The organism is Pseudonocardia sp. Ae505_Ps2, assembly GCF_001932425.1.
In the GTDB taxonomy this organism is placed as follows: domain Bacteria; phylum Actinomycetota; class Actinomycetes; order Mycobacteriales; family Pseudonocardiaceae; genus Pseudonocardia.
In genome coordinates this window covers 5,773,539-5,787,972 of record NZ_MCIP01000001.1, presented here as the reverse complement: position 1 = coordinate 5,787,972, position 14,434 = coordinate 5,773,539, and the positions used below count along the sequence as shown (strand labels likewise).

Sequence of the window (14,434 nt, the reverse complement as noted above, 5' to 3'; positions counted from 1 at the left end):
TCGGGGTGGCTCCCCGGAGCGGAATCGGGCAGAGTGAGGTCACCGGAGTCCACTCACGCCACGGAGGTCACCACACCCACACCCAGCACATCTGTACCGCGGGTCCCAGCACCGACCGCGCTGCGCCGAGGACGTAGGGGAAGACGATCCTCGTCGACGACAGCGGAGGTTGGCAGTGAGCACACGCGGAGTGGTGTTCGTCCACTCGTCGCCGACTGCGGTCTGTCCGCACGTCGAGTGGGCGCTCTCGGGCGTTCTCGGAACGCGGGTCTCCCTCGAGTGGTCCGCGCAGCCGGTGGCGTCCGGTCAGATGCGGGCCGAGTGCACCTGGAGCGGTCCCGCCGGTAGCGGCGGGGCGCTCGCGGGGGCGCTGAGGGCCTGGTCGATGCTGCGGTTCGAGGTGACCGAGGAGCCGAGCCCCGGCGTGGACGGGGAGCGGTTCATGCACGTCCCCGGCCTCGGCATGTGGCACGGTCGCACCAGCGCCAACGGCGACGTCGTGCTGCCCGAGGACCAGCTGCGCACGGTCATGGCCGAGCACAGCGGCGCCGGGCTGTCCCGGCGTCTGGACCAGCTGCTGGGCACCGCCTGGGACGACGAGCTGGAGTCCTTCCGCTTCGCCGGTGACGGCGCGGCGGTGACGCTGCTGACCCACCGGGTCGGCTGAGCCGGCCCGGGCCGGGCAGACTGTCGTCCCATGGGGGCGAGGAGTGAACGGCCGGGCCGCGATCACGGTCGGCGTCCTGCTGGTGGCACTGGTGGCCGTCGGCGGTGTCGCGTGGACGGTGTCCGGGACGACCCGCTCCGGCGTCGCCCCCGCGTCCGCGCCGCAGACGGTGCCCGACGACGGCGCGGGCAGCAGCGAGGTGACCATCAGCGCGGGCGCCGCCGAGCACCCGGCCGCCCAGCTGGTGATGCAGCAGGTGCAGCTCTACTTCAACGCGGTCAACGGCCGCGACCACGCGACCTGGACCCGCGTGGTGAACCCCGAGACCGCCGACCGGCAGCCCCGCGAGGCGTGGCTGGAGGGGATCGGGTCCACCGTCGACGGCACCATCCGCATCGACCGGATCGACTCCACGAGCGGCGGCGGTGTGCTCGCCCTGGTCCGCTTCATCAGCGTCCAGGACCCGAACGACGGACCGCCCGGCCTGCACGTCGGCCGGATCTGCTGGCAGGTCGCGTTCCCGATGGCGGGCTCGCCGCCGCGGATGGACGTCGGCGACCCCGACGGGATCCTGCGCGCCCCCTGCTGAGAGGGCCGTGCGGGTCCCCGGCCGGGGACCCGCACGCCAGGCGTCAGGCCTTGGTGAACACCAGCGAGGCGTTGTGCCCGCCGAAGCCGAACGAGTTGTTGACCGCGGCGTCCACGGTCATCTTCCGCGGCTCGCCGGCGACGACGTCCAGCTCGACCTTCGGGTCCTTGTCGGTGAGGTTGAGCGTCGCGGGGATGATGTCGTCGCGCACGCTGAGCAGCGCGATGATCCCCTCGACGGCCCCGGCCCCGCCCACGAGGTGCCCGAGCGCCGACTTCGGCGCGGTCAGCACCGGGTGGTCGCCGAACGCCCGCCGCACGGCCGTCGCCTCGCCCACGTCGCCGACCACCGTGGAGGTGGCGTGGCAGTTGACGTGGACGATGTCCGAGGCGGTCAGACCGGCCCCGGCCACCGCCTTCTGCATCGCCCGGATCTGGCCCTCGCCCTCGGGGTCGGGCCCGGTGATGTGGTAGGCGTCGGACGTCATGCCGACACCGGCGAGGCGGCCGTGCACGGTGGCACCGCGGGCCTTCGCGAACTCCTCGCGTTCGAGCACGAGCACGCCCGAGCCCTCACCGAGGACGAAGCCGTCCCGCCCGGTGTCGAACGGCCGGGAGGCGCCCTCCGGGTCGTCGTTGCGGGTGGACAGGGTCCGTGACTGCACGAACCCGGCCACGGTGATCGGGACGATGCAGGACTCGGCGCCGCCCGCGAGGACGACGTCGACCTCCCCGTCGCGCAGCAGCTTGTAGGCCCAGGCCAGGGCCTCGGCGCCGGTGGCGCACGCCGAGGCGGGGGAGTGCACCCCGCCCTTGGCCTTGTACTCCAGGCTCACGAGCGCGGCCGGCCCGTTGGGCATGAGCATCGGCACGGTCAGCGGCGAGACCTTGCGCAGCCCGTGCTCCTCGAGCAGGTCGTCCTGCGCGAGCAGCGTCGGTGCGCCGCCGATGCCCGCGCCGATGACGACGGCGAGCCGCTCGGCCTCGACCGCGGCCCCGTCCTCGCCGGGGACCGGGCCGAGTCCGGCGTGCGCCCAGGCCTCCTTGGCCGCGACCACCGCGACCTGCTCGCACCGGTCCATCCGGCGGGCCTGCACACGGGGCAGGATCTCGGTGGGCTCCACGGCGAGCTGGGCCGAGATGGACACCGAGAGGTCGAACCGCTCGACCCAGTCGGCCCGGGTGGCCCCGACCCCGGACTTCCCGGCGAGCAGCGCCTCCCAGGTGGAGGCGGCGTCCCCGCCGAGCGGGGTGGTGGCCCCGAAACCGGTGACGACCACTCCGTCGGTCATGACGTCTCCTTCTCCCCGGCGGACAGCTGCACGCCGGTACCGATCACTGGTGCTTGGCGATGAAGTCGACGGCGTCGCCGACGGTCTTCAGCTCGGCGAGCTGGTCGTCCGGGATCTTGGCGCCGAACTTGTCCTCGGCCTGCACGGCGATCTCCACCATCGACAGCGAGTCGATGTCCAGGTCGTCCACGAAGGACTTCTCGGGGGTCACCTCGGCGGTGTCGATGCCGGCGACCTCCTCGACGATCTCGGCCAGCCCGGTGAGGATCTCGGCGTTGTCAGCCACGATGGTTCTCCTTGCGCGATGGTTGGGTGCGGGTGCCAGGTCGGGGTGCCCGGTCAGGGGCAGACGACGACCTGTCCGGCGTAGGACAGTCCTGCGCCGAAGCCTACGAGGAGCAGCACGTCGCCGGACCGTACCCGGCCGGCCGTGCGCATGTGGTCCAGCGCCATCGGGATGGACGCGGACGAGGTGTTGCCGGAGTGCACGATGTCGTCGGCGACGACCATGTCCTCCCGGGCGCCCTTCTGGCGCAGCTTCTTGGCGACGGCCTCGACGATGCGGAGGTTCGCCTGGTGCGGGATCAGCACGTCGATGTCGGCGGGGGTGAGCCCGGCGCGCTCGATCGCGCCCAGCGCGACCGGCGCGATCGCCGTCGTCGCCCAGCGGAAGACCGCCTGGCCCTCCTGGTGCAGCTTGTTCGTGCTCTCGCCGAGGATCCGGATCGTGGAGGCGATGTCACCCGCGCTGCCCCAGACGACCGGACCGACACCCACCTCGTCGGGGCTCTCCGCCGGGCCCAACAGGGCGGCGCCCGCGCCGTCGGCGAAGATGATGCAGGTCGACCGGTCGTCCCAGTCGACCCAGTCCGACAGCTTCTCCGCGCCGATGACCAGCACGTGCCGGGCGGAGCCGGCGCGGATCATGTCCGAGGCGACACCGACGCCGTAGCTGAAGCCCGCGCACGCGGCGTTGAGGTCGAACGCGGCGACGCCGTTCGCGCCGACCCCGGTGGCGACCTGCGCCGCGGCGTTCGGGATCGGGTTCGGCATGGTGCAGGTCGCGACGACGACGGCGTCGAGCCCGGCCGGGTCGAACCCCGCGTCCTTCAGCGCCGCCGTTCCTGCCTCGACCGCCATGTCCGGCAGTAGGGTCTCGGCGTCGGCGATGCGCCGCTCGGCGATGCCGACGCGGCTGCGGATCCACGCGTCGTCGGTCTCCACCCGCTTCGCCAGGTCGGCGTTGGTGACGACGTGCTCCGGCTGGAAGCTGCCGACGCCCAGGATGCGGGCTCCGGCGACGGTGTCGGCCAGTCGCATGCGGCTCACTTCCCGTGCTCGGCGATCAGGTCGACGGCGGCGTCGAGCTGCTCGGGGGTCTTGAGGGCCAGCGTCGGGGTCCCCTTGACCGCGCGCTTGACGAGCCCGGTCAGCGTCGCGCCCGGGGGCAGCTCGAGGGTCGCACCGGTCCCGTGGTCGGCGAGGGTCTGCATGCAGGCGTCCCAGCGCACCGGCCGGGTGACCTGTGCGACGAGCCGGCGCAGCGCCTCGGCGCCGGTGTCGACGGTCCCGCCGTCGGCGTTGGAGAGCAGGGTGAGCGTCGGATCCGACACCGGCACCGACGACGCGTGGCTCTCCAGCGCGGCGCGCGCGGGCTCCATGTGCGCGGTGTGGAACGCCCCGGCGACCGGGAGCGCCTTCACCCGTGCCTTCTCCGGCGGCGACGCGACGAGCTCGGTGATCGCCTCCTTCGTCCCGGCGGCGACGATCTGGCCCGCCCCGTTGCGGTTGGCCGGGTCGAGACCCAGCTCGGCGAGGCGGGCCAGCACGATCTCCTCCTCGCCGCCGAGCACGGCGGCCATCGAGGTCGGCGCGACGGCGCAGGCGGCGGCCATCTCGCGGCCGCGGACCCCGGCGAGGGCGACGGCGGCGTCCTCGGTCAGCACACCGGCGATCGCGCAGGCGGTGATCTCGCCGATCGAGTGCCCGGCGACGAGGGTCCCGGACGGCAGCTCGACCCGCTCGCGCAGGCGGCGCGCGGCCAGCAGACCCAGCGTGACGATCAACGGCTGGGTGACCGCGGTGTCGGTGATCTCCTCCGCGTCGGCGGTGGTGCCGAGGCGCGTCAGGTCCAGCCCCACGGCGTCGGACCAGCCGGCGACGGCCTCCGCCGAGGCCGGGTCCTCCAGCCACGGAGCGAGCATGCCGGGGGTCTGGGCCCCCTGGCCGGGTGCGAGCAGGGCGATCACGAGGACATCACACACCTCTCGGGGTCGGGGCCGGGATACCGGTTACGACGAAGTCGGACCACCGAAGTTGTAGGAAACCTACGACACGCAGGTGTGACCGGGGCCTCGTTACCGATCCGTAGGGGCCGGTGTTTGTAGGGTTCACGACAACGCCCCGCCCGCCGGGACACGGACGCCGTCGACGTCGGGATCATGCTCCCCGGTCGGGTCCAGGGGAGTCAGCGGGGTGTGCGCGGCGACGGCCGGCCCGTCGGACGCGCGGGCGGTGCGGTCCGCGACGAGCGCGGCACGCAGCACGAACGCCTCCCGCGGGTCGGTGGGGGAGCGTCCGACGAGCTCGCCGATGCGCCGCAGCCGGTAGCGCACCGTGTTGGGGTGCACGTACAGCGCGCGGGCGCAGCCCTCCAGGTTCGCCCCGCCCTCCAGGTAGGCGGCCAGGGTGCGCAGCAGCTCGCCGCCGGTGTCGTACAGCGGGGCCAGGACGTCCTCGGCGAGCCGGCGCCGCGCCGCCGGATCGCCGTGCAGGGCCCGCTCCGGCAGGAGGTCGGCGGCGTCGACCGGGCGGGGCGCGTCGGGGTGCCCCGGGGCCGCGGCCAGTCCGGCCAGCGCCTCGGCGACGGCGCCGCCCGCGGTGGCCAGGTCGGTGCTGGGCGGGCCGGAGACGACCGGTCCGGGCCCGAAGTGCCCGGCGACCTCGGCGAGCACCCGCGCGGTGACCGCGCTCGTCCCCGGTGCCGGTCCGCGTCCGGCCGGTGCCCGGCGCGCAGAGGTGGTCTCGGCGAGCCGGTCGGCGACCCGGCGCGCGGGCCGCCCGGTCAGGTGCAGCAGGACCACCAGCCGGCGTCCCTGGACGCCGACGAGCACGTCGTGACCGAGCCGCGCGGCGACCCGGCGCAGCTCCACGATCAGCTGCGGGGACTCCGGGCCGGACCCGGGTGCGGAGCCGACCAGGCAGTGCACGGGGGCGGCCGGGTCCCAGCCGAGCGCGGCGGCCCGGGAGACGAGCGCGCCGTCGGTGTCGCCGCGCAGCACGGCGTCGACGACGAGTGCCTCCAGCCGGGCGTCCCAGGCGCCGCGGGACTCCGCGGCGCCGGCGTACACGGTGGCGGCGGCGAAGGCGATCTCCCGGCCGAAGCGCAGCACGGCCTCGGTCAGCTCGTGGCGCTCGGCGTCGTCGGCGAGCGGGGGCAGGTGCTCCTCGAACACGTCCGCGGCGATGCGCACGAGCTCGACGGTCTGGCGCAGGCTGATCCGCCGGGCCAGGTCGCGCGGCGCGATCCGGAACGCCTCGGCGGTCAGCGGGGTGGTGCGGTCCGGCTCGCGCAGCCAGGACACGAAGTTCGCGACGCCGGTCTGGGTCACCAGGGCCACGCCGGCGCGCTGGTCGGCGGGCAGCCCGGCGAACCACGAGCAGCGCCGCTCCATCTCCGCCAGACAGGCCGCGGCCAGCCTGGAGGAGGCGAGCTCGAGGCGGCGCAACGTCGCGTCCGCGACCGGGTGGCGGTGCACGTCGGGCAGCATGACACGACGATGGACGCACCCACAGGACACGTCACGCTCCGGCGCGCGGATTCGCGGGCGCGCACGCGGACCGGCTGGCTCGACTCGTGGCACAGCTTCTCCGCCGGCGCGCACTACGACCCGGCCAACACCCACTTCGGGCTGCTCCTGCTGCACAACGAGGACCGGCTCGTCCCGGGGCGCGGCTACGACGAGCACCCGCACCGCGACACCGAGATCCTCACCTGGGTCCTCGACGGCGAGCTGGAGCACCGCGACAGCGCCACCGGACGGACCGCACGGGTCGGGCCCGGCGGGGTGCAGTACCTGGGTGCCGGGTCGGGTGTGCGCCACTCCGAGCACGCGACGCCGGACGGGGGCGTGCGGTTCGTGCAGATGTGGGTGGTGCCCGAGGAGCCCGGCGGCGACCCGCGCCACCTCGTGCGGGAGGCGGACGAGTGGGCGCACGGCGACACGGTCGTCCTGGCCTCGGGGCTGGAACGGCACCGCGACGCGACCCTGCTGCCGCTGCGTCAGCGCGCGGCGGCGCTGTCGGTGGCACGGCTCGCGCCGGGATCGGCCACGGTGCTGCCGACCGCCCCGTTCGTGCACGCGTTCATGGCACGCGGGGACGCGACGCTGGAGGATGTGCCCGGAGACGCGCTCGCCACGGGCGACGCGGCCAGGGTCGTCGACGACGGCGGCCGGCGGGTCACCGCCGGGCCGGCCGGGGCCGAGCTCCTGGTGTGGGAGATGCACGCGGCGCTGGGGTGGTGACACCCGGGCACCGCGGAACGCGGCCGGGGCGCGGGCCTCGGCCGGTGCGGCCTGCTGCGGTCACCGCGCCGGGCGGCTCAGAGCGGCGTGACCGCGCTGGCCTGCGGCCCCTTCTGCCCCTGCTCGATGTCGAACGAGACGCGCTGGCCCTCGTCGAGGCTCTTGTAGCCGTTCGTCTGGATTGCCGAGTAGTGCACGAACACGTCCGCACCACCACCGTCGGGGGCGAGGAAGCCGTAGCCCTTCTCGCTGTTGAACCACTTGACGGTGCCTTCTGCCATTACCGCTCCCTGGAGATCATCGGCCCGGAACACTCCGCCCCGGACCGCGGGCCAGCGGCGCACACGGTCGACGCCCTGGTCAGGACGGCGAGTCGCGAGGACGAGTGATCACCGCCACCGCCGTCGCGCGGAGCCTATCGTGATCTGCGCCGCCCTGGGAGGGGCGAAAACGGACGACGGCCCGCCTCCGGTGGGGGAGGCGGGCCGTCGCGGGCCGGGTGGGGTCAGGCGGCCCCGCCGTCGCCGATCTGCGGGCCGGCGGCCTGCGGGTCGTCGATCTTGTAGCCGGCCGCGGCCTCGGCAGCGGTCTCGGTCTTCACCAGGCCCTGCTTCGCCAGCAGCGACAGCGCGCCGACGACGATGGACTCGGCGTCGACCGCGAAGTGCCGGCGCACGGCCGGACGGGTGTCGGACAGCCCGAACCCGTCGGTGCCCAGCGACAGGAACGGCGCCGGGGACCACTGGCGGATCTGGTCGGGGACCGCGCGCATCCAGTCCGAGACCGCCACGACCGGGGCCTCGCCGTTGTCGCCCTCGGCCAGCTTCTGGGTCACGTAGGGCACGACCGGCTCGTCGCCGGGCTTGAGCAGGTTGGCGTGCTCGGCGTCCACGCCGTCGCGGCGCAGCTCGCCCCACGACGTCACCGACCAGACCTCGGCACGGACGTCCCACTCGTCGGAGAGCATCTTCTGTGCGGTCAGCGCCCACGGCAGCGAGACGCCGGAGGCGAGCAGCCGCACCACCGGGCCGGTGCCCTCGGGAGCCGGGGCGAAGCGGTACATGCCGCGCAGGATGCCCTCGCGGTCCACGTTCTCCGGCTCGGCCGGCTGGCGGTAGGGCTCGTTGTAGACCGTCAGGTAGTAGATGACGTTCTCGGGCTTCTCGCCGACCATCCGGCGCAGCCCGTCCTGGACGATGTGCGCGACCTCGAAGGAGAACGCCGGGTCGTAGGCGACGACGGCCGGGTTGGTCGCCGCGAGCAGCAGCGAGTGGCCGTCGTTGTGCTGCAGGCCCTCACCGGTCAGCGTGGTGCGACCGGCCGTGGCGCCGACGAGGAAGCCGCGGGCCATCTGGTCCGAGGCGGCCCAGATCGAGTCGCCGGTCCGCTGGAACCCGAACATCGAGTAGAAGACGTAGACCGGGATCATCGGCTCGTCGTGCGTGGCGTAGGACGTGCCCGCCGCGGTGAACGACCCGACCGACCCGGCCTCGTTGATGCCCTCGTGCAGGATCTGGCCCTGCTCGGACTCCTTGTAGGCGAGCATCAGGTCGGCGTCGACCGAGGTGTAGTTCTGGCCGTTCGGGTTGTAGATCTTCTGGCTCGGGAACATCGAGTCCATACCGAAGGTACGGGCCTCGTCCGGGATGATCGGCACGAAGCGCGCGCCGATCTCCTTGTCCTTGATGAGCTCGCGCAGCAGCCGGACGAACGCCATCGTCGTGGCGACCTCCTGCTTGCCGGACCCCTTCTTGACGAAGTCGTAGACCTTGTCGCCGGGGAGCACCAGCGGCTTGCTGGCGGTCCGGCGCGACGGCAGCGGCCCGCCCAGCTGGCGACGGCGCTCCCGCAGGTACTGGATCGCCTCGTCCTTCTCGCCCGGGTGGTAGTACGGCGGCAGGTACGGGTCGGCCTCGAGCTGGGAGTCCGAGATCGGGATGCGCTGCTCGTCGCGGAACTGCTTGAGGTCGTCGAGCGTGAGCTTCTTCATCTGGTGGGTGGCGTTGCGGCCCGCGAAGTGCGTGCCCAGGCCGTAGCCCTTGATGGTCTTGGCCAGGATGACGGTCGGCTGGCCGTGGTGCGCGGTCGCCGCGGCGTAGGCCGCGTGCACCTTGCGGTAGTCGTGGCCGCCGCGCTTGAGCTTCCAGATCTCGGCGTCGCTCATCGGCTCGACGAGGGACTTGGTGCGCGGGTCGCGGCCGAAGAAGTGGTCGCGGACGTAGGCCCCGTCGTTGGCCTTGTAGGTCTGGAAGTCGCCGTCCGGCGTGGTGTTCATCAGGTTGATCAGGGCGCCGTCGCGGTCGCCGTGCAGCAGGGCGTCCCACTCGCGGCCCCAGATGACCTTGATGACGTTCCAGCCGGCGCCCCGGAAGAACGCCTCCAGCTCCTGGATGATCTTGCCGTTGCCCCGGACCGGGCCGTCGAGGCGCTGCAGGTTGCAGTTGACGACGAAGTTCAGGTTGTCCAGACCCTCGTTGGCCGCGACGTGGATCAGACCGCGCGACTCGGGCTCGTCCATCTCGCCGTCGCCGAGGAAGGCCCACACCTGCTGCTGCGAGGTGTCCTTGATGCCGCGGCCGCTCAGGTAGCGGTTGAACCGCGCCTGCATGATCGCGTTCATCGGGCCGATGCCCATCGAGACCGTCGGGAACTCCCAGAAGTCCGGCATCAGGCGCGGGTGCGGGTACGACGGCAGGCCGCCGCCCGGGCCGGCGTGGCTGAGCTCCTGGCGGAAGCCGTCGAGGCGGTCCTCGGACAGGCGCCCCTCGAGGAAGGCGCGGGCGTAGATGCCGGGGGAGGCGTGCCCCTGGATGTAGATCTGGTCGCCGCCGCCCGGGTGCTCCTTGCCGCGGAAGAAGTGGTTGAAGCCGACCTCGTACAGGGTCGCCGACGAGGCGTAGGACGAGATGTGCCCACCGACGCCGATGCCCGGCCGCTGCGCGCGGTGCACGGTCATCGCAGCGTTCCAGCGCACCCAGCGCCGGTAGGTGCGCTCGACGTCCTCGTCGCCGGGGAACCACGGCTCACGGTCGGTCGGGATGGTGTTGACGTAGTCCGTCGCGGTCAGCGACGGGACGCCCACGTGCTTCTCGCGGGCGCGCTGCAGCATCGTCAGCATGAGGTAGCGGGCGCGCTGGCGGCCGGCGTTGTCGAGGACCGCGTCGAAGGACTCCAGCCACTCGGCCGTCTCCTCCGGGTCGATGTCCGGGAGGTGGGCTGCCAACCCGTCCCGGATGACGTTGACGCGGCGCGGCTCCCCGTTGTCGGTGTTGCCGGCCCTGCTGCTCTGCGCGGTCAAGGGTTCTCCCTGCCTGATTCCGTCGGTGGCCGGGATCGCCCGGCCCTGTCGTACCCGCCGCCGGCATGTGGGGCGACGTCGCCGGCCGGACTCGGCAGTCGTGGCCGTGGCTCGGTCCATCGTGCCTGTTCCGGCGCGGTCCCGAAACTCGTCGTTCACGAAGTCGGGCTCTTGCCGCGAGGATAGGTACTACTCGTACGTAACTGAACGGAGGGCGGGGTGACCTGCGCGTCACCGGGGCGCGAACCCCGGGCCGGTTGCATCGGGTCGGGCCCCCGTGATCGGATGCCCCATCCGATTTCGCGCGAAGGGTGGCGCCCGCACGCGGAACCGAAGACGATGGACTGCGTGAGCAGCGTGAAAGGGGAACGAGTGGTGACCGCGGCAGATGCCGGTGCGTCCGACATCGCGGCAAAGCTCGGCATCGAGCCGGGCATGATCGTCCAGGAACTCGGGTACGACACCGACATCGACGACCAGGTCAGAGAGGCCGTCGAGGACACGACCGGTGAGGAGCTCCTCGACGAGGACGCCCAGGAGGTCATCGACGTCGTGCTCCTGTGGTTCCGCGACGGGGACGGCGACCTGATCGACACCCTGGTCGACGCCCGAACACCCCTCTCGGACGAGGGATTCGTGTGGGTCCTGACACCCAAGACCGGCCGTGACGGCCACATCCAGCCCTCCGAGATCGCCGAGGCGGCTCCGACCGCCGGGCTGTCGCAGACGTCCAACGCGACGCTCGGGGACGACTGGGTGGGGTCGAAGCTCGTGCCGCCGAAGCAGGGGAAGGGCAAGCGCTGAGCCCAGTCGTCGAGGGCGCGGTCGCCCCGGACTTCGAGCTCCCCGACCAGAACCGGCAGCCGGTCTCGCTGGCGTCGGTGCTCGGGTCGGGGCGCTCGGCCCTGCTCGTCTTCTACCCGTTCGCGTTCTCCGGGATCTGTGGCGGGGAGCTCGAGGCCGTGCAGTCGACGCTCGGGGACTTCCAGAACTCCTCGGTCCAGGTGCTGGCGATCTCCTGCGACCCGACGTTCTCGCTGGCGGCCTGGGCCACGTCCGCGGGATTCGGGTTCCCGCTGCTGTCGGACTTCTGGCCGCACGGGGCCGTCGCGTCCTCCTACGGGGTGTTCGACACCGCGAAGGGGATGGCGTTGCGGGGGACGTTCCTGGTCAGACCGGACGGCACCGTCTCGTTCACCGAGGTGAACCGGCCGGGGGAGCCGCGGGACCAGGACGGGTGGCGGCGGGCGCTGTCGGCCGTGTGAAGATGTCCGTCCCGGGCGCGTAGCTCAGCGGGAGAGCACTCGGTTTACACCCGAGCGGTCGCAGGTTCGAACCCTGCCGCGCCCACGCATCTGACCAGCAGGTTTACTGCAATCAAGATCACCGCTCGGTCTTCGTGACACGTTTCGTGACACGAAGGGCTCGTGTCCTCGGTCGATGACATGGGCGAGGGCCGGTCGCCGGAGGCAGCGCGGGACGATCGACAGGCTGCCGAGCGGCCCGCTGCGCGTCCGCGTCTACGGCGGGCAGGAGCCGGTATCGGGGAAGCGGAACACCCTCGTCGGGGTGATCGAGCCCAGCCCGCGCCAGGAGGCCCGTGCCTAGGCCGCGCGCACCCGGCTCCTCAACGCCGTCGACGAGCAGCGCAGCCCCCGCACGAGCGCGACGCTGGACCAGCTGCTCGACCGGTACCTGGAGACCCTCGACGTTGGCGCGACCACGCACCGGGCCTACACCCGGTACCTGGAGCTGCATGTCCGTCCGTTCCTGGGGAGGACGAAGGCCGGCGCCGTCGGGGCGGAGGCGCTGGACTCGCTCTACGCCGAGCTGCGTCGCTGTCGCGACCACTGCTCGGGGTCGGCGTAGCGCGTCGATCACCGGACGCCGCGGGAGCACGAGTGCGACGGCCGGTGCCGTCCGCGCTGCTGTCGGCCGCTCGCGCCGGCGACGATCCGGCACCTCCACTTCGTGCTGAACGGTGCGTACTGGCGTGGGCGCGGTGTCAGCCTAGCTGTACTCGGGGGCGCAGATGCCGAAGCAGATCGAGTCCGGGGCAATGACGGTGGGGTGGGCACCTTCCTAGGGGCAAGGTGTTGGCCGCGGAGCAGGGGCTCGCGCCGAGCACGGTGCACCAGGCGTCCGAACTGCTGCGGGGGCGTTCTCGTCGGGGAGCCGGGGCGAGCGGCCGATCGTTGTCGCGCCGTCGACTGGGGAAGAGAATGTGGCTGCCGGGGGAGCCCTGGCCCACCTTGGCCTTGAATGAGCTTCCGTCCCGCCGTGAGCGTTCTGCTCTGTCGAGGGCGTTGAGACGCGGCGATCCGATCCCGGTCGCACAACGCGGCCTGGCCCTGCGGGTTGGTCGCGAGCAGACCCGGCTGAGCTGGCACTACCCGATACTCGTCATTGTCTGGGCGCTCAACGCCGTCAGCCGGGATGGCTGGGATCGGTACTTGCACCTCGGGCTCGTCGCCGGTTGGCTCGTTCTGTTGGGCTACATGGTGTGGTCGTCCGTCGGATGCGCGCCCGTGTCCGGGAACTGGAGAGCGAAGCATGACCACGGTGTGTCTGCCCATTCCCATCGTTTCGGCCGCGCCCTAGTTGTGATTGCGGTGGCCCTTCCCGTTCTGGTTTCCTCTGATCGGGTCGGTGCTCCTGGCGCCGCGCGGCCTATCGTCGTACCTATGGGCGCGTGGGGTACCGGCTTGTTCTCCAGTGATCTGGCGTGCGATGTACGTGATGAGTACCGGGAACTGCTCTCCGGCAAGGTGTCGGATGAGGAAGTGGAAACCCGCATCATCGCGGAGTATGCAGAGATCGAGGAGGACGACGTCCCCGAGTTCTGGATCGCGTTCGCGATGACTCAATTCAAGGTCGGGCGACTCAGCAGCGAAGTCCGCGAGCGAGCGGCGCGTTTCATGGCGAACGGATCGGACCTGGTGCGCTGGGAAGACTTCGGACCCAGGACGGTCGATCGACGCCGGGCAGTTCTGGAGAGAGTGGCCGAGCAGATTGCAGGCGAGCAGTCAGCACGGAGAACGATCCGCCGCGAATGGCGATACGAAACCGATCTCGAAGCGGGCGACGTTCTGGAGTATATGTCAGAAAGCGGCAGGGTGGCACTCTTTCGTGTCGTCGCAGTTCGTGCGGAGTACGGTAGATCTCCGCTTCTGCAGCGCCTCGACTTCGCCGGCGATATGAATCCAAGTCTGTCGGAGATCGAGGCGCTCCCGAACCGGTCGCACTCCGCACAGTCCCGCTATCGGTACGCGGCAACCTCAGTCGTCAAGTATCGGAAGCGTGACCTGGACTGGTGCGACGTCGGGTTTCGACGACTCGGAAGGGCGGCTGTACGTGCAGACGACGAGAGGTTCGTCCTCTGCTGGGAATTGCAGTGGGATCAGCTCTCGGCGGACCTCGAAGCTGTACTGACCGGCGCCGCGTCTGTCGATGAGTTCGCGAGACGCTGAGGATGTGCCCGGCCGTTACTGGCGTCTTCCGCGGCTCCGCGTCTGGCGGGTCGATACCCTCGGTGGAACCTTTTGTCGATCAGCGGATCGTCATCGCCGTGGCCCCTTGTGGGACTCCCAACGCATCGCGGGGGATCTCCCGTCATCGCATCGGTGACGGCGTCCTGATGCCTGGCTCAATCCTGCCTCCGGAGGCTCTGTGATCAATGCGATGTAGCCCGAGGGGTGGGTGAGTTCTGCCGGTCGTAGCACTTGATCTTGGCGAGTTGGGCGGGACAGGATGTTCCGTGCGTGAAATGTTGATGTTGTCGGATCGGGAGGAGATCTCGAGGGGTCTGGCGGAAGGCTTGTCCTACAAGCAGATCGCCTCGGTGGTGGGTCGTGATCCGTCGGTGATCTCTCGTGAGGTCCGTCGCCACGGCGGACGCCACGAGTACCGGGCCGCGGCAGCGCAGGAACGGGCCCAGGCGGCGCGGGCGCGCCCGAAGCAGCTCGCGGTGGACCGCTATCCGCGGTTGCGCGGGATCGTGCACGCTCTGCTGCGTCGTGGCTGGTCACCGGCCTCGATCGCGGGCCGGTTGCCGACCGAGTAT

General features: G+C 71.7%; 15 protein-coding genes and 1 tRNA gene. 9 read left to right on the top strand and 7 right to left on the bottom strand.

The window, feature by feature from the left end:
• The first annotated feature begins 175 nt into the window (after window positions 1-175).
• Window positions 176-667, top strand: a complete 492-nt coding sequence (locus Ae505Ps2_RS26955; protein ID WP_075311147.1) for a DUF3145 domain-containing protein — start codon at window positions 176-178, stop codon at window positions 665-667.
• A gap of 43 nt (window positions 668-710) precedes the next feature.
• Window positions 711-1,256: a hypothetical protein gene (locus tag Ae505Ps2_RS26950; RefSeq protein ID WP_075311149.1), complete on the top strand. Its 546-nt coding sequence runs from the start codon at window positions 711-713 to the stop codon at window positions 1,254-1,256.
• A gap of 43 nt (window positions 1,257-1,299) precedes the next feature.
• On the opposite strand, the gene Ae505Ps2_RS26945 is transcribed toward Ae505Ps2_RS26950, so the two are convergent.
• The 5 genes from Ae505Ps2_RS26945 to Ae505Ps2_RS26925 all read right to left on the bottom strand — a co-directional run bounded on the left by Ae505Ps2_RS26945 (window position 1,300) and on the right by Ae505Ps2_RS26925 (window position 6,317).
• Window positions 1,300-2,547 (bottom strand): beta-ketoacyl-[acyl-carrier-protein] synthase family protein, encoded by a 1,248-nt coding sequence (locus Ae505Ps2_RS26945; protein WP_075554104.1) that lies wholly within the window; start codon window positions 2,545-2,547, stop codon window positions 1,300-1,302.
• Between the two features lie 43 nt (window positions 2,548-2,590).
• On the bottom strand, window positions 2,591-2,833 hold the full coding sequence (locus tag Ae505Ps2_RS26940; protein WP_020623056.1) for an acyl carrier protein: 243 nt from the start codon (window positions 2,831-2,833) through the stop codon (window positions 2,591-2,593).
• 53 nt (window positions 2,834-2,886) lie between these two features.
• A complete protein-coding gene (locus Ae505Ps2_RS26935) occupies window positions 2,887-3,867 on the bottom strand; it encodes a beta-ketoacyl-ACP synthase III (RefSeq protein WP_075311151.1) in 981 nt (326 codons plus the stop codon).
• Between the two features lie 5 nt (window positions 3,868-3,872).
• Window positions 3,873-4,796 carry an ACP S-malonyltransferase gene (locus Ae505Ps2_RS26930; RefSeq protein ID WP_075311153.1) on the bottom strand — a complete coding sequence of 308 codons (924 nt, stop codon included), beginning with the start codon at window positions 4,794-4,796 and terminating at the stop codon, window positions 3,873-3,875.
• Between the two features lie 141 nt (window positions 4,797-4,937).
• A complete protein-coding gene (locus Ae505Ps2_RS26925; RefSeq protein ID WP_075311155.1) occupies window positions 4,938-6,317 on the bottom strand; it encodes a helix-turn-helix domain-containing protein in 1,380 nt (459 codons plus the stop codon).
• Between the two features lie 9 nt (window positions 6,318-6,326).
• Here Ae505Ps2_RS26925 and Ae505Ps2_RS26920 point away from each other — a divergent pair, with 9 nt between their 5' ends.
• A complete protein-coding gene (locus Ae505Ps2_RS26920) occupies window positions 6,327-7,073 on the top strand; it encodes a pirin family protein (RefSeq protein WP_075312988.1) in 747 nt (248 codons plus the stop codon).
• A gap of 77 nt (window positions 7,074-7,150) precedes the next feature.
• Here Ae505Ps2_RS26920 and Ae505Ps2_RS26915 read toward each other — a convergent pair whose 3' ends face one another.
• Together Ae505Ps2_RS26915 and aceE are read right to left on the bottom strand one after the other, a co-directional pair.
• Window positions 7,151-7,354: a cold-shock protein gene (locus tag Ae505Ps2_RS26915; protein ID WP_020624180.1), complete on the bottom strand. Its 204-nt coding sequence runs from the start codon at window positions 7,352-7,354 to the stop codon at window positions 7,151-7,153.
• 224 nt (window positions 7,355-7,578) lie between these two features.
• Window positions 7,579-10,371: a pyruvate dehydrogenase (acetyl-transferring), homodimeric type gene (aceE, locus tag Ae505Ps2_RS26910; protein ID WP_075554103.1), complete on the bottom strand. Its 2,793-nt coding sequence runs from the start codon at window positions 10,369-10,371 to the stop codon at window positions 7,579-7,581.
• Between the two features lie 372 nt (window positions 10,372-10,743).
• On the opposite strand from aceE, the gene Ae505Ps2_RS26905 reads away from it, so the two are divergent.
• The 6 genes from Ae505Ps2_RS26905 to Ae505Ps2_RS32815 form a co-directional block, all read left to right on the top strand.
• The gene (locus tag Ae505Ps2_RS26905; protein ID WP_020624178.1) at window positions 10,744-11,175 is read left to right on the top strand and encodes a DUF3052 domain-containing protein; all 432 of its coding nucleotides are present in this window, start codon (window positions 10,744-10,746) and stop codon (window positions 11,173-11,175) included.
• Window positions 11,172-11,636 carry a peroxiredoxin gene (locus Ae505Ps2_RS26900; protein ID WP_075311159.1) on the top strand — a complete coding sequence of 155 codons (465 nt, stop codon included), beginning with the start codon at window positions 11,172-11,174 and terminating at the stop codon, window positions 11,634-11,636. The genes Ae505Ps2_RS26905 and Ae505Ps2_RS26900 overlap by 4 nt, the downstream gene beginning before the upstream one ends.
• Before the next feature lie 13 nt (window positions 11,637-11,649).
• Window positions 11,650-11,721, top strand: a tRNA-Val gene (locus tag Ae505Ps2_RS26895).
• A 90-nt stretch (window positions 11,722-11,811) separates the two neighbouring features.
• Complete coding sequence (locus Ae505Ps2_RS32200) at window positions 11,812-11,979, top strand: hypothetical protein (protein ID WP_158071511.1); 168 nt, start codon at window positions 11,812-11,814, stop codon at window positions 11,977-11,979.
• Between the two features lie 1,076 nt (window positions 11,980-13,055).
• Entirely contained in the window at window positions 13,056-13,841 is a 786-nt protein-coding gene (locus tag Ae505Ps2_RS26890) for a hypothetical protein (protein WP_075311161.1), read from the top strand.
• 296 nt (window positions 13,842-14,137) lie between these two features.
• A partial coding sequence (locus Ae505Ps2_RS32815; protein WP_249265403.1) for a helix-turn-helix domain-containing protein occupies window positions 14,138-14,434 on the top strand: 297 nt, incomplete at its 3' end.